Annotated in this window: 22 protein-coding genes; 11 read left to right on the plus strand and 11 right to left on the minus strand. The window is 68.7% G+C overall.

Translation table 11 applies throughout. From position 1 onward, the window contains the following. The first annotated feature begins 13 nt into the window (after positions 1–13). Together JOE61_RS17055 and dprA are read left to right on the plus strand one after the other, a co-directional pair. Positions 14–166 carry a hypothetical protein gene (locus tag JOE61_RS17055; RefSeq protein WP_193670840.1) on the plus strand — a complete coding sequence of 51 codons (153 nt, stop codon included), beginning with the start codon at positions 14–16 and terminating at the stop codon, positions 164–166. After that, the gene (dprA, locus tag JOE61_RS17060) at positions 163–1191 is read left to right on the plus strand and encodes a DNA-processing protein DprA (protein WP_193670839.1); all 1029 of its coding nucleotides are present in this window, start codon (positions 163–165) and stop codon (positions 1189–1191) included. The genes JOE61_RS17055 and dprA overlap by 4 nt, the downstream gene beginning before the upstream one ends. Before the next feature lie 148 nt (positions 1192–1339). Here the strand turns inward: dprA and JOE61_RS17065 are convergent, their stop codons facing one another. Beyond that, positions 1340–2641 (minus strand): YVTN family beta-propeller repeat protein, encoded by a 1302-nt coding sequence (locus tag JOE61_RS17065; RefSeq protein ID WP_204797279.1) that lies wholly within the window; start codon positions 2639–2641, stop codon positions 1340–1342. A 193-nt stretch (positions 2642–2834) separates the two neighbouring features. Here JOE61_RS17065 and JOE61_RS17070 point away from each other — a divergent pair, with 193 nt between their 5' ends. Then, positions 2835–3392, plus strand: a complete 558-nt coding sequence (locus JOE61_RS17070) for a class I SAM-dependent methyltransferase (protein ID WP_193670838.1) — start codon at positions 2835–2837, stop codon at positions 3390–3392. 30 nt (positions 3393–3422) lie between these two features. Here the strand turns inward: JOE61_RS17070 and JOE61_RS17075 are convergent, their stop codons facing one another. The 8 genes from JOE61_RS17075 to JOE61_RS17110 all read right to left on the minus strand — a co-directional run bounded on the left by JOE61_RS17075 (position 3423) and on the right by JOE61_RS17110 (position 9620). Next, positions 3423–4202, minus strand: a complete 780-nt coding sequence (locus JOE61_RS17075) for an ATP-binding cassette domain-containing protein (protein ID WP_307823074.1) — start codon at positions 4200–4202, stop codon at positions 3423–3425. A gap of 161 nt (positions 4203–4363) precedes the next feature. Beyond that, complete coding sequence (locus JOE61_RS17080) at positions 4364–5536, minus strand: ABC transporter permease (protein ID WP_193670836.1); 1173 nt, start codon at positions 5534–5536, stop codon at positions 4364–4366. Then, positions 5533–6654, minus strand: coding sequence for an ABC transporter permease (locus tag JOE61_RS17085; protein ID WP_194624583.1), 1122 nt, complete (start codon positions 6652–6654; stop codon positions 5533–5535). The genes JOE61_RS17080 and JOE61_RS17085 overlap by 4 nt, the downstream gene beginning before the upstream one ends. A gap of 42 nt (positions 6655–6696) precedes the next feature. Next, positions 6697–6858 carry a hypothetical protein gene (locus tag JOE61_RS17090; protein WP_193670859.1) on the minus strand — a complete coding sequence of 54 codons (162 nt, stop codon included), beginning with the start codon at positions 6856–6858 and terminating at the stop codon, positions 6697–6699. A gap of 146 nt (positions 6859–7004) precedes the next feature. Then, positions 7005–7250: a YgaP-like transmembrane domain gene (locus tag JOE61_RS17095; RefSeq protein WP_193670834.1), complete on the minus strand. Its 246-nt coding sequence runs from the start codon at positions 7248–7250 to the stop codon at positions 7005–7007. Between the two features lie 120 nt (positions 7251–7370). Then, positions 7371–7817 (minus strand): hypothetical protein, encoded by a 447-nt coding sequence (locus JOE61_RS17100; protein WP_204797280.1) that lies wholly within the window; start codon positions 7815–7817, stop codon positions 7371–7373. A 2-nt stretch (positions 7818–7819) separates the two neighbouring features. Further along, entirely contained in the window at positions 7820–9361 is a 1542-nt protein-coding gene (locus JOE61_RS17105) for a multicopper oxidase family protein (RefSeq protein ID WP_193670833.1), read from the minus strand. A gap of 61 nt (positions 9362–9422) precedes the next feature. Further along, positions 9423–9620 (minus strand): SHOCT domain-containing protein, encoded by a 198-nt coding sequence (locus JOE61_RS17110; protein WP_204797281.1) that lies wholly within the window; start codon positions 9618–9620, stop codon positions 9423–9425. Here JOE61_RS17110 and JOE61_RS17115 point away from each other — a divergent pair. Continuing rightward, a complete protein-coding gene (locus JOE61_RS17115) occupies positions 9619–10590 on the plus strand; it encodes a response regulator (RefSeq protein WP_443678576.1) in 972 nt (323 codons plus the stop codon). The genes JOE61_RS17110 and JOE61_RS17115 overlap by 2 nt on opposite strands. Further along, positions 10587–11711, plus strand: coding sequence for a sensor histidine kinase (locus tag JOE61_RS17120; RefSeq protein WP_307823075.1), 1125 nt, complete (start codon positions 10587–10589; stop codon positions 11709–11711). The genes JOE61_RS17115 and JOE61_RS17120 overlap by 4 nt, the downstream gene beginning before the upstream one ends. A 913-nt stretch (positions 11712–12624) precedes the next feature. On the opposite strand, the gene JOE61_RS17125 is transcribed toward JOE61_RS17120, so the two are convergent. Beyond that, entirely contained in the window at positions 12625–14151 is a 1527-nt protein-coding gene (locus JOE61_RS17125; RefSeq protein WP_193670832.1) for a YfcC family protein, read from the minus strand. Positions 14152–14373: 222 nt separating this feature from the next. Between JOE61_RS17125 and JOE61_RS17130 the strand changes: the two genes are divergently transcribed. Genes JOE61_RS17130 through JOE61_RS17140 form a run of 3 tightly spaced genes read left to right on the plus strand, consistent with a single transcriptional unit; the run spans position 14374 to position 17603 of the window. After that, positions 14374–15597 (plus strand): arginine deiminase, encoded by a 1224-nt coding sequence (locus JOE61_RS17130; RefSeq protein WP_193670831.1) that lies wholly within the window; start codon positions 14374–14376, stop codon positions 15595–15597. Positions 15598–15601: 4 nt separating this feature from the next. Next, entirely contained in the window at positions 15602–16603 is a 1002-nt protein-coding gene (gene argF / locus JOE61_RS17135; RefSeq protein WP_193670830.1) for an ornithine carbamoyltransferase, read from the plus strand. Between the two features lies 1 nt (position 16604). Next, positions 16605–17603, plus strand: coding sequence for a carbamate kinase (locus JOE61_RS17140; protein ID WP_193670829.1), 999 nt, complete (start codon positions 16605–16607; stop codon positions 17601–17603). Between the two features lie 83 nt (positions 17604–17686). Here JOE61_RS17140 and JOE61_RS21820 read toward each other — a convergent pair whose 3' ends face one another. Continuing rightward, positions 17687–17980, minus strand: a complete 294-nt coding sequence (locus tag JOE61_RS21820; RefSeq protein WP_227492319.1) for a hypothetical protein — start codon at positions 17978–17980, stop codon at positions 17687–17689. Positions 17981–18037: 57 nt separating this feature from the next. Here JOE61_RS21820 and JOE61_RS17145 point away from each other — a divergent pair, with 57 nt between their 5' ends. The 3 genes from JOE61_RS17145 to JOE61_RS17155 all read left to right on the plus strand — a co-directional run bounded on the left by JOE61_RS17145 (position 18038) and on the right by JOE61_RS17155 (position 23028). Continuing rightward, positions 18038–19975 carry a heavy metal translocating P-type ATPase gene (locus JOE61_RS17145; RefSeq protein ID WP_307823076.1) on the plus strand — a complete coding sequence of 646 codons (1938 nt, stop codon included), beginning with the start codon at positions 18038–18040 and terminating at the stop codon, positions 19973–19975. Between the two features lie 100 nt (positions 19976–20075). Continuing rightward, entirely contained in the window at positions 20076–22514 is a 2439-nt protein-coding gene (locus JOE61_RS17150; protein ID WP_193670827.1) for a phosphoketolase family protein, read from the plus strand. Between the two features lie 187 nt (positions 22515–22701). Next, complete coding sequence (locus JOE61_RS17155) at positions 22702–23028, plus strand: hypothetical protein (protein ID WP_193670826.1); 327 nt, start codon at positions 22702–22704, stop codon at positions 23026–23028. Positions 23029–23114 lie beyond the last annotated feature (86 nt).

The raw sequence follows: 23114 nt of genomic DNA on the forward strand, positions 1-23114 counted from the left end.
GAGGACCACCGCGATGAACCACGACGACACCCCGGTGCAGCACAGCACCACCGAGCGTCAGCTGCGGCGCCTGGTCGTACCCGACCCCGCGGCCTACGCGGCCGACAAGCGCCTCGACGTCATCCACGAACCCGACCTCGACCTGCTGTGGGGAGGCCCGGAATGAGCACCCCGCCCGCCGACGTCGCCGACCGGCTGGCCCGCGTCAAGCTGAGCAGCGTCATCGAGCCCGGCGACCTGCGCGTCACCGGCCTGGTCAGCGAGCTCGGTGCCGGCAAGGTCCTCGACTACCTCGAGGCCGCCGGCGATGTGGAGAACCACTGGGGCTTCACCATCGGCCAGGAGCTCGCCCACGTCGATCCCGGCAAGGTCCTCGAGCAGGCCGCCGGCCGCGGCATCCGGTTCGTCATCCCCGGTGATACCGAGTGGCCCGACCAGCTCGCGGGCCTGCGCGGCGCCGGCGCGCTGCACGACCGCGGCGGCGAACCCGTCGGACTGTGGGTCAGGGGAGGGGCTGACCTCCACCAGCTCGCAGCCAACGCCGTGGCCGTGGTGGGGTCGCGCGCCGCGACGGACTACGGAACGCATCAAGCCAACGAGCTGAGCCGGGACCTCGCGGCCATGGGCCACACCGTCGTCAGCGGACTCGCCTACGGTGTCGACCAGGCCGCCCACCGCGGCGCCCTCCTCGCCGGCGGCCCGACCATCGCTGTGATGCCGTGCGGGGCCGACCGGCCCTACCCGGCCGCGCACGCCCAGCTGCTCGAGGCGGTCCCCGATCGCGGCCTCGTCGTCGCCGAAGCGCCACCCGGCACCGCGCCCACCCGCGCCCGGTTCCTCGCGAGAAACCGGATCGTCGCCAGCCTCGCCGAAGGCACGGTGGTCGTCGAGGGAGCCTTCCGCAGCGGCGCCCTCACCACCGCGCACTGGACCGGTGCCCTGCACCGGCCCGTCATGGGCGTCCCAGGCCCAGTCACCAGCGCCGCCTCGGCCGGAGTGAACCAGCTGATCCGGCTGGGCCAGGCCAGCATGGTCACCAGCGCCCAAGAGGTCATCACCGATCTCACCACCCACGCCCACTCGACGATGGCCGCAGCCGCACAGGTCGACGAGCCCTTCCCGGCTCCGGTGCGCTCCGCGCAGACCCACATCGGGGGACCGCCGGCCCCGGCCGCCGCCCCTCGGCGTTGAGGAGCCCACCGGAGGCCCTGTGGATAACCCGGACTCGCGCCGGTACGCCCCTACGCTGCTGAGAGTTCCTAGGTCCACTCGACGACGTCGAATCAAGGATGGAATCACCGATGATCGACCTGTCCTCCCCGACCGCGGCGCCCACCGCTCACGTTGACTGGATCTGGAGCGTCAGCGTCGAGCGCGTCCTGGAAGGACCGCCGGATCTACTCAGCTGGGCGAGCTGATGCGCCTCCAAACGGTGACCGTCTTCGTGACCGTTTTCGATCTTGTCTGCGGGCGCTTCGGGATCCGTGGGGAGGTCGAGCGTGACGCTGCCGTCTTCGGCGTCGTTCGGGAGCGGGGAGAAGCTCACGCCGTTGGGCTTGTCTCCGACGGGGATCCGGGCCACGACCTCGAGCTCCTGGAGGTCCAGGACGGCGACGTCGTCGCCGTAGATGTTGGTGACGTAGGCGTGCTGGCTCGAGGGGTCGACGACGACGCCGTGGGAGCCCTGTCCGGTCTCGACGGTTGCGGTCACGGTGAACGTCTTGATGTCGATCACCGAGACGGTGGTCCCGGGCGAGTCTTCGGTGCCCTGGTTGGCGACGAGGAGATAGCGGTTGTCGCCGCTGACATAGGTCTGGATGGGGCCGTCTCCGACTGCGACCGTGCCGACCAGCTTGCGCGACGTCATGTCGACCTTGGCGACGGCGTCCTCGCCGTTTAGGGAGGCGTACACGAACCGGCCGTCGGGGGAGAAGGCGACTTGCGCGGGGGCCTTCCCCACGTCGATGTCTGTGACCAGCTGGTTGGTCCGGGTGTCGATGACGCTGAGCGTGGTGTCGGCGACGTTCGCCACGACGAGCCAGCGGCCGTCCGGGCTGGGTCGGAGGCCGTGCGGGCCCTGGCCCACCTTGATGGTGTCGGTGGCCTTCATGGTGGAGGTGTCGATGACGGAGACGGTGTCGTCTGCGCCGTTGGTGGTGTACGCGGTGGCCCCGTCCGGGGAGACCACGACATGGGCTGGCGCGGAGCCGGTCGGAACCACGCCGTGCAGGTCCAGGCTTTCGGCGGACAGCATGGCGGCGTATCCGTCGTGGCCACTCACCGTCCACACCGAAGCGCCGTCGGGAGACACTTGGACGTTGTGTGGCCCTTCGACGCCGGCGACGGTGGTCACGATCCGGTTGGTGGCGGCGTCGATCGCCGTGAGCGATCCGCCGCCCTCGTTGGCGATCCAGACGGTGCCCTCCACCCTGCCGCGGTGGCCGGCGAGAGTGGCCGCCGTCGGGTCCTCGTCGGCGCGGTCGTCATTGCCGTTGAGCACCGCCAGGCCACCCGCCACGGCGAGCACGGTCAACGCGCCGGCGGAGAGAGCAACGACGCGCATGCGCCGGCTCCACTCGTGCCGATCCTTCGGGAGCTGCGCAGAAGCCGCATCGGGACCGGTGTCGGATGTTGAGCTCATGGGCGAGCCTTTCGTATAGACGAAGTCGGCCTGGTGGGGACCGCGCCATCACCTTCGCCGCTTGACCCGGACGGATCGCCGGTGGTTTCGGTGAAGAACCGATGAAGGCCGATCACGTGGCTGGACAGTGGCCGATCCGCATAGTCAGATCGAGGTGGGACGCCACCCGCGTGCATGAAGGAAGGACTCGACGGTGAACCTGATCCATCGCCTCTATTGCCGATCCCGGCCTTGGCGCGCTCATGTGAGAGCGCTGCTGCCGTGGGCGTTGGACGGCATCTCCCTCGAGCGGGCGGCTGTCCTGGAGCTGGGGCCGGGTCCGGGACTGACCACAGACTGGCTGGTGTCGCGCGTGGGATCGCTGACGTGCCTGGAGTACGACGAGGCCGATGCCTCGGCGCTCGCCCGAGGGCACCCGGGGGTGGTCGTGCGACGTGGTGACGCGACGGCGCTCCCATTTGAGTCTGGATCGTTTGATGCGGTGGTCTGCTTCACGATGTTGCATCATCTGCCCTCGGCCGCGGCGCAGGATCGCTTGTGCGCCGAGGCCGCCCGGGTCTTGCGCCCGAGTGGTCTGTTTGCGGGCTCGGACAGCCGGTGGGGTCCCCTGTTCGCGCTGGCGCATGTCGGCGACACCTGCACCTTGGTCGACCCGGAGGCACTGCCGGCACGGCTGGAAGTTGCCGGGTTCGATCACGTTGAGATCGACACTCGAAGGGACGCGTTCCGGTTCCGGGCGCATGTCGACTGATGACGACTGCCGACCCTGCGGCAGCACGGCCTAGTTGGAGGCCGGCCGTGGGGTGAATCGCTCGGGCTGGGTGAGAAATTCCCGTCGGCAGGCGTCAGAGCAGAACCACCACTGCTCGCCGCGCCAGTTGGCGTGGGGTCCGTTCGGCTCGACCTGCATGCGGCAGACGGGATCGACGGCAAGTGCGGCGACGTGGCGGAATTGCCCGTCTTCCATCCAGAGCACGCGGTCGGCGATCTCTCGGAGTCGATCGTCGTGGCTCACGATGACGATCGAGCGGCCGTCCTCGTCGGCGAGCTGGCGCAGCAGCCGGGCGAGGTCTCGGCCGCGGGAGGCGTCGAGGTTGGCGGTGGGTTCGTCCGCGAGCAGAACGGGTGGGTCATTGGCGAGCGCGCGTGCGACTGCGACGCGCTGTTGTTCGCCGCCGGACATCTGGGAGGGCCGCGCCGCTGCCCGGCGGGCAAGGCCGACGCGCTCGAGCAGCTCGCGGGCGCGCTCGTGTGCAGCTGGACCAGTGGTGCCGGCGAGATTGGCGGCAACTGCGATGTTCTCGGTGGCGGTGAGTGCGTCGAGCAGGGCGTAGTCCTGGAAGATGAACCCGAAGGTGCGCGACCGCAGCACAGGGAGCTCCTTCTCACGCGCCGCGGCGATGTCCACGTCGACGCCGTCACGGCCGGTGATGGTGATGGAGCCTGCGCTCGGACGCAGCAGTGCGCCGAGCATGAGCAGCAAGGTGGTCTTGCCCGATCCGGACGGTCCCATCACGAGGAGCACTTCGCCGGCGGCGAGGTCGAGGTCGACTGCTCGCACGGCATCCACGGTTGTGTCGCCTGCCCCGTACGTCTTCGTGAGCCCTCGAACGGTGAGCACCCCGGGCCTGGTCGATTCCCCGTGGGGCGTGTTGTCGCCCGGTGACCGGGGCACTGGGTCGGGGACCGGGGCGGTACCGGCGGTGGTGGGGGCGTTGGTATTCATCGTGTCTCCCGGAAGGCGGTTGCCGCGTCGAGCGCGGCAATGCGGCGCAGCGGCCACAGGGCGGCGATGAGGCCGACAAGGAGCGCTGTGGTGGTGGTCTGTGCGACGGCGGCGGTGGTGATGGAGATCTGGACCGCTGGGGCGGCGAGTGGCAGCAACCAGGCCAGCGCCAGCGCGGCTGTGGTGGCGACGGTGGAGGCGAGTACGACGGTGAGCAGCACCTGCATCGCCACCGCTGCCGCGAGCCGAGGTGTGCGGGCGCCGAGGGCCTTGAGGACGGCGAAGTCTCGCAGCCTGTTCAAGGTGGCGGTCATCAGTCCCAGGGCGATGACGGCGAGCGCGATGACGAGGCCGATGGAGGACATCAGCCGGAGCAGGTCGGCGCTCATGTCGGTGACGATGCGGGCTTCGGAGTCGGCGAGCTGCTCGCGGGTCTGGGCCGTGACGCCACCGATTTCGGCCTCGATCCGGTCCGTGACCGCTTCTGGGTCGGCGCCTGGGTCCAGCCCGGTGAGCACGTACGAAACGCGGTCGTCGTGGATCCGGCCGAACTCGCTGAGCTCGACGAAGACGGTGGTGTTGGTGATGCTGCTGCCGCCGGTGGAGAACCCGACAGCGCGCAGGGACGTGCCCATGACCGTGAACCGGTCGCCGAGCTGGACTCCAAGTTGTTTGGCTGCCTGCTCGTCCAGGACGGCTTCGCCGACGGCGGGTGTGCGGCCGGCCACGAGGCGTGTGGGGCCTCCCCGGCCGGTGCGGGTGTCGTAGCCGATGAGGTAGGACAGCTGCCGACCCTGTGGTCCGGCCACCGAGCCGGAGGCGAACGCGATCGGCGAGGCCCAGGCAACTCCCGGTATGTCGGCTATGCGCTCGGGGGTGTCCCCGGGTAGCGACGAGGCAGACATGTGCATGGTGCGCACCCCGTCCTGGGAAACGAACACGTCGGCCGGGGAGGTGCGGATGTAGTAGGTGACGCGGTCGACGGCTCCGGCGAAGATGCCGCCGAGGACGAGGACCAGTAGCAGGGAGGCGGCCACGCCGAGGACGGTCAGCGTGGCGCGGCGGCGGTCGGCGAACAGGAAGCGGCGCCCCACGGGCACGGCTCCTGTCGCGAGGGCGCGTCGTGGGTGATCGGATTGCGGCGGAGTTGGTTGCGTGGTGGTGGTCATCGTCCGCTCCGGAATGCGGAGGCCGCGTCGAGCCGGTTGAGTCGGCGTGCCGGTAGCCATGCGGCGAGTAGTGCCATCGTGGCCGCTGCGGCGGCGGTCTGGGCGATGGTGCCGGGGGTGAGCAGCACCGGGAATGCGGGTCGCCACCAGGCGAGGACTTCCCGGGTGATGATCAGCAGGACGATCGCGGCGAGCGTGCCGAGCACCGTCAGGGCCACGGTCTCGGTCACCGCGATTCGGCGAAGCCGTCCGGGGGTGGCGCCGAGGGCCTTGAGGACGCCCAGGTCCCGCTGTTGTTCGGTGACCCGGGTGTAGGCCACGAGCGCGACGATCAGGGTGCCGGCTGCGAAGGCCACGCCCACCATGAGCCGTACCGGCGAGCCGTAGATGTCGGTCGCCAGCCGCAACGATGCCTCCCGCAGTTCGGCAGGAGTGCGCACGGTGTACCCCTCGTCACGCAGCTGCGCTGCTACGGCATCGGGGTCCGCGGTCGTGACCAGCACCGCTCCGGTGGTGCCGGTAGCCCGCAGCATCTGGTCCATCCCGGCCGTGGTGGTGAACAGCAGCGGGGTCATGAACAGTGCGGTGTCGCCGGTGAGGCCGACCACCCGCATCGGGTGTCCGAGAATGGGCAGCTGATCGCCGATGGCGAAGTCGTGTTGTTCGGCCCACAAGGCATCGATGGCCACCTCGTCGGGGGCTTCGGGGGCACGGCCATCGGTGAAGGCCCAGGGGCCACCGAGTCCGCTGCCGGGTTCGTAGGCGACCGCGGCCACGGCAGCCTTGCCGTGCGACAGCTCGAGGATCTGATACATGGTGCGCAGCGGCGCGGCTCGTGTCACGCCCGGGGCCTGGGCGATGGCGTCCACGGCCGGCGCCGGCAGAGCGCCGGGGTCGGCGAAGAGGTTCCGCGTTCCGGCGGGCACCACGACCAGGTCGGCACCGAGGTGGTCGTCATAGGTAGTGACGCGGTCCTGGACGCCGACCCAGAGTCCGGCCAGCAGCAGCATCAGCATGAGGGCGAGCCCGATCCCGGCGGCTCCGGCAGCGGTGCGGACCGGACGCGTGGTGAGAAAACGGCGGGTGACCGGGACCGAGGTTCCACTGCGACCGTTCATGTCGGCTCACATCCCTATGCCGAGCGTGGCTCGATGCTCGTGCTACTTGTGGCCGTGACCGGCGTGCCCGCCGGGCATGGCGAACATCATGGCCGCCATCATCGCGGTGCACAGCAGGGCGGAGACGATGATGCCGGAACCTGCTACGCCGGTGAGGAAGAGCAGTCCGGCGATGGCGAGCATCGGGATGCAGCAGACGATCATCATCAACCCGTGACCACCGTGCGCCCCGTGAGCACCGCCGTCGGGCTCCTGCCCGGCGCGGTGGGGCTCAGTGGTCGCAGGCGACCCCGGGTGGGTCCATTGCTGAGGACTGCGGAGGGGTTCTCGGTCCATGCCGTTCGGCGTGCTCATGACGTCCTGTCCTTCAGGGATGCGGGCACGTGGCGGAGCCTGGCGTAGAGGGGGCAGTGTCCGAGTGCCCCGGTGATGACCAGGTCGAGGCCGGCCAGCACCAGCAGCAGCTCGAGGACGACCGCCAGGGTCGATCCGGCGCCGCCCAGCAAGAACGCGCCGGCGATCGCAGCGAGGCCGCCGATCACGACGCGAGCGACGCGTTCGGCGGGGGTGATGTTGATGCTCCAACGGCTGCTCATGACGTCCTCCAACTTCGTCGCGGACCGTGGTCCTTTGGTGCACTCTCAGCGTCCCGCTGACGGGTGAAGGTGACCGCGCCCTTCGTGTGAAGGTTCGTTGAAGGTGCGCGGTCGACGTGGTCAGCCACCGTGGTGGCCCTCGTGTTCCTCAGGGTCCGGGGTCTGCACGGGGGTCCGGTCCCGGTCCGGGTTCGGATCGTCGTTGCTGATGGCGGGGCCGATGACGAAGGCTGACAGGGAGAACATCAGCGCGAAGACACCCAAGGCAAGAACGGGGGCCTTCCAGGTGCCGAAGCGCCGGTAGAGGCGGCGGAGCAGAGGCAGGGAGAAGACCAGTCCCAGTACGGCGAACAGCACATTGCCGGTCGCGCCGGTCACCAGCACCGCTCCGCCGAGGATCCCGACGTGGTGCAGCAGGTGGGGGAGCAGGCCCATGATGCCGCCCACCAGGGCGGTCAGCGCGTTCCACGCGGTGGCGAGGACACCTCGGCGCTGGTCAGGATCGGCGGCGTCAAGCGTCTCGGGCCGCACGGCCTCGGCCTCAGACTGGAAGTGCTGTTCGGACATCGTTACTCCTGGCCCTGGTAGGAGAGCGTGGTCATCATGCCGGTCTCGGCGTGGTAGATGTTGTGGCAGTGGGTCGCCCACTGGCCGGGGTTGTCGGCGTCGAGGTCGACGTCGAGGGTCGCCATGGGGCGCACGATGACGGTGTCCTTGCGGGCTCCGCTGTTCGTCAGGGCGAAGGTGTGGCCGTGCACGTGCATGGGGTGGAACATCATCGAGTGGTTGACGAACCGCAGCCGGACCCGCTCCCCCTGGGTGAGCTGCAACGGGTCGGTGTCGGGGAAGGTCTTGCCGTTGATGGTCCAGCGGTAGGGCGCCATGCTGCCGCCCAGCACGAGGTCGTGGCTTCTGTCGGCCGACCGCGGGTCCAGGCGGACCGACTCTGCCGCCGACAGGACGGTCCCGAGCAGCACTTGGCGGGCCGGCTCGCGGACCTTGACGTCGCCAGTGGGTGGGCGACCGGCGCCGGTTCGGATCACGGCGAGCGCCTGGCCCTGTTTGCCTTCGGCGGTGGCGACCAGCGGGTACACGCCCTCCCCGATAGTGACCGTGGCGTCGAAGCGCTCGCCCATCCCGATCAGCAGCGCGTCGGTGGGCACCGGCACGACGGGGAAGCCGTCGCTGTGCGTGACGGTCATGCGGTGCCCACCGACGGCGACCCGGAACGCCGTATCCGAGCCGGCGTTGACGAAGCGGATCCGAACGCGTTGACCCGGCTTCGCCGACAGCGTAACCGGATCCTCGGTAGTCCGGCCGTTGAGCAGGTAGTGCGGATAGACGATGTCTCCGGCACCACCCAGCAGAGGCGACTGCATGCCTTCGATGCCGTGCATCCCACCCATCGACCCGCCCATCGAGCCGTGGTCCATCCCCTCCATGCCGCCCATGTCATGCATGTCTCCCATGGAGTCGTCGCCGCCTTCCTGCAGGTCGGCGAGGATCTGGTCCGGGGTGCGACCGGTCCCGTCGACCCAGTCGTCCAGGACCACGATCCACTCGGCGTCGTAGCGTCCCGGCTCGTGGGGGTCGTCGACGACCAGGACGCCGTACAGGCCACGGTCCAGCTGGACTCCGGAGTGCGGGTGGTAGAAGTACGTGCCCGGGTGAGGGGCAGTGAACTCGTACCGGAACGTCCCTCCGGCGGGGATCGGGTCCTGTGTCATGCCGGGCACGCCGTCCATGTCGTTGCGTAGCGCCAGGCCGTGCCAGTGCACGCTGGTGGCGGCGGGGAGCTGGTTGTCGACATCGACGCGGAGCACGTCGCCGGCGTCGACGCGGAGCAGCGGCCCCGGTGCGGTGTCGCCGTAGGCCCACGTGCTCACGGTCCGGCCACCCAGGTCGAGGGTCACCGGCTGCGGGGTGAGTCGGGCGGTGACGAGTCGACCTCCGGGCTTCCGGCGCGCCGCCTCCGCCGCTGCGACCGCGTCGGCGGCGGAACCGACCGCGGTCTCCGTTGACCGGCTGCAGGAGGCAAGGCCTCCGAGGGTGGCCACACCTGCGAGTCCGGCGGCTCCGCGAAGGACGGCGCGACGAGTGATCTCGGACAAGTGGGGCTCCTGACTCAGGTTCGGCGAGGGCGAGATGTGCGAGGCGCGCGGTGCGAGCGTGCTAGTGCACCGAGGCACGCAGCACACTGCTGCGGGCGCGGTACTCGTCCTCGTCGATCTCGCCGCGGGCGAACCGCTCGTCGAGGATCTGCATCGGGTCGCGGCGGTCCGGGGTGGACTCACCGGGGCGCTCCGTGCGGAACAGCGTGAGAACGGCGAAGACCACCAGCGCCCAGAACGCGACCATGGCCAGGGTCATGACGATCCAACCGCCCCAACCCATGCCGTCGTGGTACCAGCCCATCATCGTCCTCAGCTCCTTTGCTCGGCTTGGTGCCTGCCACGATCGCCCGGGCACCACTGCGTCTGGGTCGCGTTCATGTGAAGGTTCGCTGAAGAACCCGCCCTCGCAGGTGCTGACCTACGGCTTGCCGCGCAGCGGACTTGCGATCATGGCGGGTATGGGCGAGGACGTCATGAACGAAAAGGCCGGCTCACCGGCAACGGGTGCCGCGGGTGGTCGCCCCCGCACCGGGCTCCGGGCGATGGTGGTCGAGGACGAGACGCAACTGGCCGGACTCATCGGCAGCTACCTCGAGCGCGACGGCTTCGAGGTCGCGGTGGTTCATGACGGGCTCGAGGCGGTGGAGGCCGCCCGCGCCGTCGACCCGGACGTGGTGGTGCTGGACTTGGGCCTGCCCAGCCTGGACGGGGTGGAGGTCTGTCGGCAGCTGCGCACCTTCTCTGATGCCTACGTGGTGATGCTGACCGCACGCAGCGAAGAGGTCGACACGCTCATCGGGCTCTCGGTGGGGGCCGATGACTACCTGACCAAGCCGTTCAGCCCCCGGATCCTGATGGCCCGGATCCAAGCCATGCTCCGCAGGCCCCGTCCCCTGGGAACCTCGTCCGATGACTTGGAAGGCGCCCGCACCTTCGGTGCCCTGGTCATCGATCCGTTGGGACGCGACGTATGGCTCGAGGACGAACCAGTCGCGCTGACGCGCACCGAGTTCGACCTCCTCGCCGCCCTGTCCGAGCGGCCCAGGATGGCGTTCAGTCGGCGGCAGCTCATCGACGCCGTCTGGGGACCCTCGTGGGTTGGTGACGAGCACCTGGTCGACGTGCACGTCGGCCACCTGCGCCGCAAGCTGGACGACGACGCCACCCAGGCGCGGTTCATCCGGACCGTCCGTGGCGTCGGCTACCGGATGGGCCCAGGGCAGTGACCAGCCCCGCACTCCTGGCGGACACGGTCCGTGCCCGGCCGCGGTTCGCCGCTCGGCTCCTGGTCGCCCAGGCCCTGGTGCTGGTGGCCGGCGCCCTGACCACCTGGCTGGTCGCCTCCGTCGTCGGACCCAGCATCTTCAGCGACCACCTCCAGCAGGCCGGCGACACCCACACCGCCGAGGAGACTCGTCACGTCGAGGAGGCCTTCTCCTCGGCGCTGGTCCTTTCGGTCTCTCTGGCGCTGCTTGCATCGGTCCTCGCGGCGCTGGCGGTCTCGTGGTACTTCAGCCGCCGGGTGCAGCGCTCGATCGGCGACGTGGCCGCCGCCGCAGCGGACATCGCCGCCGGACGGTACGACACCCGGGTGCCCGACCCGGGCCTGGGCGGCGAGTTCGCCTCCCTCGCACTGACCTACAACCGCCTCGCGGAGAGACTCGCAGCAATCGAGTCGACTCGACGCAGCATGCTGGCCGACCTGGCCCACGAGATGCGCACGCCCCTGGCCACGATCGACGCGCACCTGGAGGCCGTCGAGGACGGCGTCCGAGCCCTGGACGACGACACGCTCGGGGTGATCCGCGGCTCGACGGGCCGCCTGCGGCGCCTCGCCGAGGACATGTCCGCCGTCTCCCAGGCAGAGGAGGGGATCGACGTGACGCTGCGACCGGTGGCCGCCGCTGACGTGGCTGCTGCGGCCGCCGACGTCGCCCGCGACCGGTACGCCGCCAAGGGGGTCGACCTGCGCACCGAGCTCGACGATGCCGGCCAGGTCCGCGTCGACGCCGACCGCTTCGGCCAGGTGCTCGGCAACCTGCTCGACAACGCCCTGCGCCACACTCCCGCGGGTGGGACCGTGACCCTGGCCTGCCGCCGGATCGACCACTGGGTGGAGTATCGCGTCGCCGACACCGGCCAGGGGGTGGACGCGGAGCACCTGCCGCACCTGTTCGACCGGTTCTACCGTGCCGACACCGCCCGCGACCGGGGCCATGGCGGCTCGGGCATCGGTCTGGCCATCGCCCGCGCCCTCGTCGAGGCACATGGCGGTGGGATCTCGGTGACCAGCGCCGGGCCCGGACTCGGGGCCACGTTCACGGTGCGGCTACCCGGCCAGGGGTAGCGATGCGGATTTTGTGCGCAACAGATGAGGGCCGGATGCGGGTCCGCAGCACCTACGCCAGTGAGCGCGTCGAAACGTCGTTTGGGCACCGCCAAGGCGATCGATGCCGCCGCCAGCACCGTGCCAGCTCGTTCTTGTGTTCGCCCACGATCATTCCCCCGGATCGACTGGGTCGCGGGTAACGCGTTAGGCAAGTACGTCGAGATTCGGGTCCATGAAGCAGTCCTTCGGGGGGTACGGCTCGGGTCAGACAACGGCACGGTTCACCATGGGATCTCCGATCAACGGGATCTCCGATCAACCCGCCATGGGGTCTCCGATCGATGGCTTGCCGCCGCTGGAGTGAGCTGGCCGACGACGCTCCGGTGGCCCTGGGGAGTCGCCGGGGTGGGTTCGCTCAGTGGTGTCGGCCGGAGCTCGGGTGTTCATGCGGATCGGGCGGGCGATCGCCGGTCGAGCGTTCGGCCGTCGGGGGATGCCGGTTCTCCGAGTGCTGGTGACCCCCACAGCCCCTGTGCCCGCTGTGTCCGTGGCCGTGGCCGTGGCCAAGGTGCATGAATAGCATTCCGGCGACAAGCAGGATCCACACCCAGTTGCTACTCAGAAACTCCAACATCGTCTGCCTCCTCCACGATCAGGAGCCGGGGCTGGATGCGCCAGGTTCCTTCACTCCTAACCTGCACGAGCCTGGTGGAAGCCCAGTGCGAATATGGTGAAGGTTTGATGTTGTCCGAAGGAGGGTGAAGTAGTTGGGCCGCCTTCCTACATCCGTCTGGCCCGCCGAAGACTTGTTGTAGCGAGACATCCCGCCGGACTTGGTCCCTTGTCTGCAGCGCATCTCGTTTGCCATCGATGGCGCCCGCGGCCCGGTCTTGTTAGCAGTGGCGCGAGCCGGGCGCGTGTCGATGGCCCGTCAGCTGATGGCCGAGCCGATTCCGATCAGCACCAGGCAGCCGACGAATAGGATCCCGAGGAGCGGCGCGACGAACCGCAGCCACTGGTCGTAGCGGACCTTCGCCAGCGCGATGCCACCCATGACCACTGCGGAGGTGGGGGTGATCAGGTTCACCAGTCCGGAGGCGGACTGGTAGGCGGTGATCACCATCGCCCGGGAGACGCCGGCGAAGTCACCGAGCGGGGCCAAGATGGGGATGGCGAGGGCGGCGTGCCCGGATGTGGAGGGGACCAGGAAGGCGAGCGGGATGTTGACCAGGAACATCAATGGCCCAAACACCCAGGAGGAGGTGTCGCTGACGAGGCTTTCCATGGAGTTCAGGACGGTGTCGGTGATCTCGGCGTTGTTCATGATCACGGTGACCCCCCGGGCCAGCACGATGATCAGACCGACGCCGATGAACTCTCCGGCGCCCTTGACCAGGGAGTCGGTGATGCCCTGCTCGCCGAGCCCGCCGATGAGTCCGACGACCACTGACATCGCGAGGAACAGCGCCGCGAGCTCGGGGAAGTACCAGTCGAGCTGCCAGGGGTAGCTGTCCGCGTCGGTGCCCTCGATGATCTGGGCCCAGGGCACCAGGGAGAAGATCATGAAGACGAAGGTGAGCGCGACGATGGCGAGCACGGTCTTGTGCTTGCCGGTGAGCGGCTCGACCTCGCCGATCCCTGTGCGGGCGATCTCGGCGTCGCCCGGAGCCGGGGTCGTCTTCGAGGTGGCGGGGTCGGCCTTGACCTTGCGGGCGTAGCGGAGCACGTACCAGACGCCGACCGGGACCAGGAGCAGGTACATGATGAGCCGGAAAACGATGCCGTCGCCGATGGAAACCTCGGCGGCATCAGAGGCGACCCCGGTTGCGAACGGGTTGACCGTGGAGGCGAGCACCCCGATGGTCGCGCCGACCAGGATCGTCGCTGCGGCGACCATCCGGTCGTAGCCCAGGCTCAGCATGAGCGGGACCACCAGGGCGTAGAAGCCGAGCGTCTCCTCAGCCATGCCCTCGGTGGTCCCGGCGATGGAGAAGACCACCATCAGCAGCGCAACGACCACGGCGCCGCGGTGGCTGTATCGCTTGGCGATGCGCGCGACTCCGGCCTGGATGGCGCCGGTCTGCATCGCCATGGTGATGAAGATGCCGATCGCCAGCACGAACAAGAAGACCCCGGCGGCGCCGAACAGCTCGCCGGTCTCGTACGGGCCGATGACCCCGCTCTCGGCGTTCTGGACACCGTAGAGGCCGTTGACCGGGGCGAGGAACAGCTCCATGAACCGATCCCAGAGACCAAACTCGGTACCGGTCGACTCGTAGCTCCCCGGGATCGGACGACCGTCCTCGTCGACCTGGTAGGCCCCGGTGGGGATGATGAAGGCGAGCAACCACACCACGAGGGTCACGACAAACAAGACCGTGAACGCGCTCGGGAAGCGCCACTTGGCAGTGCCTGGCTGGGCCTGCTGGTTGGTGGTGCCGGCTGACGAGGAGCTCATGCGTACTCCCAAGTTCGGAATCGGTGACGTAGCGCGCATCTTGCCGTCGCTTCGGGATCAGGTCTACCGCACTGACGATCCCCGCCTACCAGAACCGCCGCGGAACCTCAGGTGTCTTCCGGCGGTTCATGCAGCATTCATCCGGACGGGATGTCACCCCCTACTCGCTCGGGTGTCGCGTGTGCTTGCATGGAGGTTCGTCATGGACCTAGGGAGGACTAAATGCCGCTCCACGTGGATTCAGAGGTCGGCCGGCTGCGCCAGGCGATCGTGCATCGACCAGATCTGGAGCTGAGTCGCCTGACGCCGTCGAACATGCAGGAGTTCTTGTTCGACGACGTCTTGTGGGTCAAGGAGGCCAAGAAGGAGCACGACGGCTTCGCCGAAGCGCTGCGCGAGAGCGGCGTCGAGGTGCACTACTTCGACCAGCTGCTGCGCGAGGTGATCGAGATCCCCGAGGCGCGGAAGTTCGTCCTCGACGGCAGCTTCGACGAGCGCGTCTACGGCCCGATGGCCATCGACTCCGTGCGCAACACCTTCGATGCGATGCCCAGCGAGGAGGCCACCCGGTTCCTGATCGGCGGGATGACCAAGCGGGAGCTGCTGGAGCGGATCGAGGAGCCCGGGTCCGTCGTGATCGCCGCCTTGGACCTGGACGACATCCTGCTCGCCCCGCTGCCCAACCACATCTTCACCCGGGACACCTCGGCGTGGGTCTACAACGGCGTATCGATCAACTCCATGCGCAAGCGGGCCCGTGGCCGCGAGACCGTGCACTACGAGGCCATCTACCGCTGGCACCCACACTTTGCTGACGAGGACTTCAAGATCTGGGGCGAGGGTCGCTCCGACGGATCGGCGACCACCGAGGGCGGCGACATCCTGGTCCTCGGCAGGGGCGCGGTGCTGGTCGGGATGAGCGAGCGGACCAGCCCGCAGGGCGTCGAACGCCTGGCCAGCAAGCTGTTCGCCGAAGGCGCTGCAGAGAAGGTCGTGGCTCTCGCGATGCCGCAGAAGCGGGCGTTCATGCACCTGGACACGGTGATGACCATGCTCAACGAGGACACCTTCACTCAGTACGCCGGCATGCCGATGCTGCCCGCCTACACGGTCGAGCCGGGTGACACCGAGAAGGAGCTGAAGGTCGCCGCGCACCCGCCCGAGGACATGCACATGGCGATCGCCGACGCCCTCGAGCTGGACCGGATCAACGTGCTCACCCCGGCCCAGGACATCCGTGCCGCCGAGCGTGAGCAGTGGGACGACGCCTGCAACGTGCTCGCCGTCCGGCCCGGCGTCGTGGTCGGCTACGAACGCAATGTCACCACCAATACGCACCTGCGCAAGAACGGCATCGAGGTGATCACCATCGAGGGCGACGAGCTCGGCCGCGGCCGCGGCGGACCGCGATGCATGACGTGTCCGATCGAGAGAGACGGGATCTGAGCTGATGTCACGGACGCTGCGCAGCCGCCACTTCCTCAAGGAGCTCGACTTCACCCCGACCGAGTGGAAGCACCTGCTCGACCTCTCGACGACCCTCAAGGCAGCCAAGTACGCCGGCACCGAGGTCCCACGGCTGAACGGCAAGGAGATCGCCTTGATCTTCGAGAAGACCTCCACGCGCACCCGCTGCGCCTTCGAGGTCGCCGCCTACGACCAGGGCGCGCGGATCACCTACCTGGACCCCTCAGGTTCCCAGCTCGGCCACAAGGAGTCCATCGCCGACACAGCCCGGGTGCTGGGCCGGATGTTCGACGGCATCGAGTACCGCGGCTCGACCCACAGCAACGTGGAGGAGCTCGCCGCCAAGGCCGGCGTCCCGGTGTGGAATGGCCTGACCGACCAGTGGCACCCGACCCAGTCGCTGTGCGACATGCTCACGATGCGCGAGCACAGCTCGAAGCATGATCACGAGATCGCCTTCGCCTACTGCGGTGACGCCCGCAACAACGTGGGCAACTCGCTGCTGATCGCCGGCGCCATGATGGGCATGGACGTGCGGATCGTCGCTCCCAAGGAGCTATGGAACAGTGATGCCACGGTCGGCCAGGCGCGCACCATCGCCGAGCGCACCGGTGCCCGGCTCCTGCTGACCGACGATGTCGCCGAAGGTGTCAAGGGAGTGGACTTCCTCTACACCGACGTCTGGGTCTCCATGGGTGAGCCCCACGAGGTGTGGGACGAACGGATCGCCCTGCTTCGGCCCTATCAGGTCAACCAGGAGATGCTGGAGCGCACCGGGAACCCGGCAGTGAAGTTCCTGCACTGTCTGCCGGCCTTCCACGACCGCAACACGGTCGTGGGCCAGGAGATCTTCGAGAAGACCGGGATGGACGGCTTAGAGGTGACCGACGAGGTCTTCGAATCCGACCACTCCGTGGTGTTCGACCAGGCGGAGAACCGGCTGCACACCATCAAGGCCATCCTCGTGGCTACCCTGGGGGACTGACGTGCGCATCGTGGTAGCCCTGGGCGGCAACGCCCTGCTTCAGCGTGGGCAGAGCCCGGACGCCGAGGTCCAGGAGGAGAACGCGAAACGGGCCATCGAGGCGCTCGCGCCGCTCGGGCGCGACCACGAGTTGGTGATCACCCATGGCAACGGACCGCAGGTCGGGATCCTGGCCCTGCAATCGGCCTCCGACCCGCACCTGACCACGCCGTACCCCTTCGATGTGCTCGGTGCCCAGACGCAGGGGATGATCGGCTACTGGCTGCTGCAGTCGATGCAGAACGCCAGCCCGGGCCGACAGGTCGCGGCGATCATCAACCAGACACTGGTCCGCGCCGACGACCCCGCTCTGGACAACCCCACCAAGTTCGTGGGCGAGGTCTACGACGAGGAGGAGGCCCAGCGCCTCGCGAAGGACCGCGGCTGGACGGTCAAGCCCGACGGAACCCACTGGCGCCGGGTGGTCGGCTCACCCCGACCCGAGCGGGTCGTCGAGACCCGCCTGATCCGGCTACTGCTGACCAGCGGTGCCATCGTGATCTGCGCCGGAGGCGGCGGGGTGCCGGTGATCCGCAACGATCGTGGCGAGCTCGAAGGCATCGAGGCGGTCGTGGACAAGGACATGACCTCCGCCGTACTTGCCGAGGCGCTCGAGGCGGACGCATTGCTGGTGCTCACCGACGTCCCCGGCGTCCAGGAGAACTTCGGTACCCCCGAGGCGAGATTGATCCAACGTGCCACGCCGGGGTCGCTGCGTCGCATGGACTTCCCGGCCGGGTCGATGGGTCCCAAGGTCGACGCGGTCTGCCGGTTCGTCGAACTCACCGGCGACCTCGGCGCCATCGGCCGGCTCGAGGACGCGCCGGCGATGCTGCGAGGCGAAGCCGGGACCGTCGTCACCCCGTCAGGTGAGTACCACGGCCCCCCAAGGAGAACCTCGGCCGCCGGCGGGAAACACGACGCGTATGGCTCCCCGGTCGCCGGGCCCAGTCCTGAATAGACGCGGTTGCAGGGGACGGGTAGCGGACGACGCGCGGCTCCCCAGGTACGGGTCAATCCCGTGCATGAGGTTCAGACCTGGCGTTACTCGGCGGACTTGACTACCACATTGTTCGATATGACCCTGGCTGGCGCCGAGACGGCGAGTCGGGCACGATGAATGGAGATCTTGGAGGGCCTATGGCACACGATCCAGCTCACCTCAACCACCCCAGGAACGACGCTGCCGGCGTTGGCGATGGGCACCCGTTCTCCAGCGACCACGCCGACGGTGTAGAACACGGTCATGCCGGTCACGGCGGCGCTCGCCGTGGCGGCAGTCGAGATGCCGGAGATGGCCAGGGGCAGCACTCCCATGGCGGCAAGCACGCCGGGCACGACACCGAGCAGTTTCGTCGTCGGTTCTGGTGGAGTCTCCTGCTGACCCTGCCGGTGGTGGCGACCAGTGGCATGGTCATGGACTGGTTCGGCTACGACCTCGAGTTCCCCGGCGTGAAGTTGGTGGGTCCGGTCCTGGGGTCGGTGATCTTCTTCTGGGGTGGTTGGCCGTTCCTGGAGGGCGGCTGGCGCGAGCTCAAGGAACGCAAGCCAGGGATGATGTTGTTGATCTCCATGGCGATCATCGTCGCCTACGTGGCGTCGATGGCGACCTCGCTGGGCTGGTTCGACCTGGACTTCTGGTGGGAGCTTGCCGCGCTGGTGACGATCATGCTGCTCGGCCACTGGCAGGAGATGAGGGCGCTTGGCCAGGCTCAGGACGCGGTCGCCGCGCTGGCCGAGCTGCTTCCCGACGAGGCCGAACGAGTGGGACCGGACGGATCGATCGAGTCCGTGGCGATCGAGGACCTGCTGGCCGGTGACGTCGTGCTGGTCCGCTCCGGTGCCCGGGTGCCCGCAGACGGTGAGATCGTCGAGGGGTCCGCTGAGCTCAACGAGGCGATGATCACCGGCGAATCGAAGCCGGTCGCCAAGGACGTCGGGGACCGGGTGGTGGCCGGCACCGTGTCGACCGACTCGGCGATCCGGGTTCGGGTCGACGCGGTGGGTGAGGACACGACGCTGGCTGGGATCCAGCGACTGGTCGCGGAGGCGCAGGCCTCGCAGTCCCGCACGCAGGTGCTGGCCGACCGGGCAGCCGCCCTGTTGTTCTACGTGGCCACCGGAGTGGCTGCCATTACCGCCGTGGTGTGGTTCCTGCTCGGTGATAGCGACGAGGCCGTCACCCGGGTCGTCACAGTGTTGGTGATCTCATGTCCGCACGCCCTCGGCTTGGCCATCCCGTTGACGACCTCGATCTCCTCGGCCGTCGCAGCCCGTAACGGCATCCTGATCAAGGACCGGCTGGCCCTGGAGCAGAGCCGCACTGTCGACGCGATCCTGTTCGACAAGACGGGCACCCTCACGAAGGGACAGCACAACGTGGTTGGCGCCCGCGGTGCCGGCAACATCAGCGTGGATGAGGTGCTCCGCCTGGCCGGAGGGGTCGAGTCCGACAGCGAGCATCCCCTGGCGCGGGCAATTGTCGATGCGGCGAAACAACGCGGCGACGTGGCCCCGGCCACCGAGTTCCGATCGATCACCGGCCGTGGGGTCGAGGCCACTGTCGACGGCGACGCCTACGCGGTCGGCGGACCGGCGCTGCTGCGGGAACGTGCCCTGGCCGAACCCGCGGACCTCTCCGAGTGGTCCCAGGGCTGGAAGGACCGCGGTGCCGCGGTGCTGTACCTTGTGCGGCGCGACACGATCATCGGGGGCATCGCACTCGAGGACGAGGTGCGCCCCGAGGCCCGCGACGCCGTCCGTGAGCTCCACCAAATGGGCCGACAGGTGATGATGATCACCGGCGACGCGCGCCAGGTCGCCGAGGCGGTCGGCAACGACCTCGGGATCGACGAGGTGATGGCGGAGGTCCTGCCCGAGGAGAAGGACGCCAAGGTCGCCGAGCTGCAGGCCCGTGGCTTGAAGGTGGCCATGGTCGGCGACGGTGTCAACGACGCCCCGGCACTGGCCCGGGCCGATGTCGGGATCGCCATCGGTGCTGGCACCGATGTCGCCATCGAGTCTGCCGGGCTGATCCTGGCCAGCTCGGATCCCAGGGCGGTGGCAGGCATCATTCGGCTCTCGAAGGCCGCCTACCGCAAGAGTATGCAGAACCTGTGGTGGGCGGCGGGCTACAACGTGCTCGCAATCCCGATCGCTGCCGGCGCGCTCCACTGGGCTGGGATCAGCATGCCGCCCGCGGCTGCTGCTGTGCTGATGAGCGTGTCGACGATCGTCGTCGCCCTCAACGCTCAGTTGCTGCGACGAGTCGAGCTCCGTCCTCCGGCGATCGACGAGAGCACGGAGGTGCTGCCGGTCGGGGCGAGTAGATGAACCAACCCGACGCTATCGGCGGTGATCGAGGAGGACAGGCGTCCGTGGAGCCGGGCCTCGGTCAGCGCACCCGCACCACCTACACAGGGGGGCTAACCCGATGACGACCAACCAGCAACCCGCCACCACTCGTGCTGCGGGGACCCTGAGCGACGAGGAGCTCGCCCGCATCGACGCCTGGTGGCGGGCGGCGAACTACCTCGCGGTCGGTCAGATCTACCTGATGGACAACCCGCTGCTGCGCGAGCCGCTGCGGGATGAGCATGTGAAGCCGCGGCTGCTGGGCCATTGGGGCACGACGCCGGGGCTGAACTTCATCTACGCGCATCTCAACCGCGCGATCATGGCCCGCGACTTGGACATGATGTACGTCATGGGGCCGGGGCATGGCGGTCCTGGTCCGGTCGCGGCAGCGTGGCTGGAGGGCACCTACAGCGAGATCTACACCGACGTGTCCCGGGACGAGGCGGGGATGCGCCGGCTGTTCACTCAGTTTTCCTTTCCCGGCGGGATCCCGAGTCACGTGGCCCCGGAGACGCCGGGCTCGATCCACGAGGGGGGTGAGCTGGGCTACGCGCTGTCCCACGCGTACGGCGCGGCCTTCGACAACCCCGACCTGATCGTGGCCGCGGTCGTCGGTGACGGGGAGGCGGAGACCGGTCCGCTGGCCGCCAGTTGGCACTCGACCAAGTTTGTCGACCCGGCCCGCGACGGGGCGGTGCTGCCGATCCTGCACCTGAACGGGTACAAGATCGCCAATCCCACGGTGCTGGGCCGGATCGAGCGCGACGAGCTCGACGGGCTGCTGCGTGGCTACGGGCATACCCCGTACTACGTCGAGGGCGCCGATCCCGAGCAGATGCACCAGGACTTCGCCGCCACCCTCGATCGTTGCCTGGACGAGATCACCGAGATCCGCCGCCTGGCCCGCGAGGAGGGGCGAACCCAGCGGCCACGCTGGCCGATGATCGTGCTGGTCTCCCCGAAGGGCTGGACCGGACCCAAGGAGGTCGACGGGCTGAAGGTGGAGGGGTTCTGGCGCTCCCACCAGGTGCCCTTCGCCAACGCGCGGGAGGACGATGCCCACCGTGCCGTGCTCGAGGAGTGGCTGCGCAGCTACCGGCCCGAGGAGCTGTTCGACCAGGACGGCGCACCGGTGGCGAGCATCCGCAACCTGCACCCGGCCGGGGAACGCCGGATGAGCGCCAACCCGCACGCCAACGGCGGGCTGCTGCTACAGGCCCTGCGGATGCCCGACTTCCGCGACTACGCCGTCCCGGTCGATCATCCCGGAACCGGGACGGTGGAGTCCACCCGGGTGCTGGGCACCTTCCTCCGCGACGTCATGGGCAACAACATGACCAACTTTCGGGTGTTCGCCCCGGATGAGAACAACTCCAACCGGTTGGGCGCCGTGCTGGAGGCGACCGACCGGGCCTGGATGGCGCCGATCCTGCCCGAGGACGTGGGCCTGGCCCCCGACGGCCGGGTCATGGAGATCCTGTCCGAGCACACCTGCCAGGGATGGCTGGAGGGCTATCTGCTCACCGGCCGGCACGGGTTCTTCTCCTGCTACGAGGCGTTCATCCACATCGTCGACTCGATGTTCAACCAGCACGCCAAGTGGTTGAAGGTCACCGACGACATCGCGTGGCGCCGCCCGGTCGCCTCGTTGAACTACCTGCTGACCTCGCACGTGTGGCGCCAGGACCACAACGGCTTCTCCCATCAGGATCCCGGCTTCATCGACCACGTGGTCAACAAGGGAGCGCAGGTCATCCGGGTCTATCTGCCCCCGGACGCGAACACCCTGCTGTCGGTGGCCGATCACTGCCTGCGCAGCAGGCAGTACGTGAACGTGATCGTGGCCGGCAAGCAGCCGCAGCTGCAGTACCTGTCGATGCAGGACGCCATCGTGCACGCCACGAAGGGGATCGGGATCTGGCAGTGGGCCAGTACCGATGCCGGGAAGGAGCCCGACGTGGTCCTGGCTTGCGCCGGTGACGTGCCGACGATGGAGACCCTCGCCGCGGCGCAGATCCTCCTCGGGTACTTCCCGGACCTGCGCCTCCGGGTGGTCAACGTGGTGGACCTGATGCGCCTACAAGACAAGCGGGATCACCCGCACGGGCTGACCGACCCGGAGTTCGACTCGCTGTTCACCACCGACACGCCAGTGGTTTTCGCCTATCACGGCTACCCGTGGCTGATCCACCGCCTGACCTACCGACGGACCAACCACCAGAACCTCGCCGTCCGCGGGTATGTCGAGGAGGGAACCACCACCACCCCGTTCGACATGTGCGTGCTCAACCGGATCGACCGTTTCCACCTCGCCATCGACGTGCTCGACCGGGTGCCCCGACTTCACGCGGTCTCCGCCCACGCCCGCGAGGCCCTGCACAGGAAGCTGATCGAGCACCGGCAGTACATCCGCACCCACGGCCAGGACATGCCTGAAGTCCGGAACTGGCAGTGGACCGGCCACGCGGGCCCATCGACAAGCGGCCCGAACCCGCTGGAGGAGCCGGAGCCTTGATCTTCGCCGACAGCGACCAATCCAGCCACATCGACCCGGTCGAGCGCATCGTCGGGGCCGATCCGAGGTGCACCACGGCTCCTGCCGGGTCACGGCTAGGCGCAGCACCCAGCCGCGGTCGATGTGGTGGCGGAGGGGCTCGGTCCAGAGGGGTCACCGGAGGCTCACCGTCTGTGCTGTCACAGCAGTGGGAGCTGTCCGGCACGAGCTCGGCCGCTACCTCGAATGTCGCGGCCTGCGGCCGTTCGTCGAGGATCGTGGCGAGCCGGGCCTGGATGCGGGTGGCTTCCTCGCTGCGGTGCATCTGGGCGAAGGTCTCGGCGCTCTCGTGTTCGACGAGGGCGGCGAAGGAGTCCCCGGCACCGCGGAGCAGCCGCCGTTGCCGCAGACCCGCGGTGCCACGCAGGACGTCGTTGGACCAGGTGAACCAGTCGAGGAACGACTGGACTCGCTCCTGGGGGACTGCTGGGAAGCGGATCGTTGCGACGAACATGGTTGCCTCTCCTTCATCTGACGGTCGCCGGCGGTGGGCCGACCCCGGTAGCTGCTCGGTTCCGCCGGGCGGCGGCCGATTGCCCTCCAGCGTGCAGCGGTTGTGCG

Origin of the sequence: Nocardioides salarius (assembly GCF_016907435.1) — a bacterium.
Classification (GTDB): Bacteria; Actinomycetota; Actinomycetes; order Propionibacteriales; family Nocardioidaceae; genus Nocardioides; species Nocardioides salarius.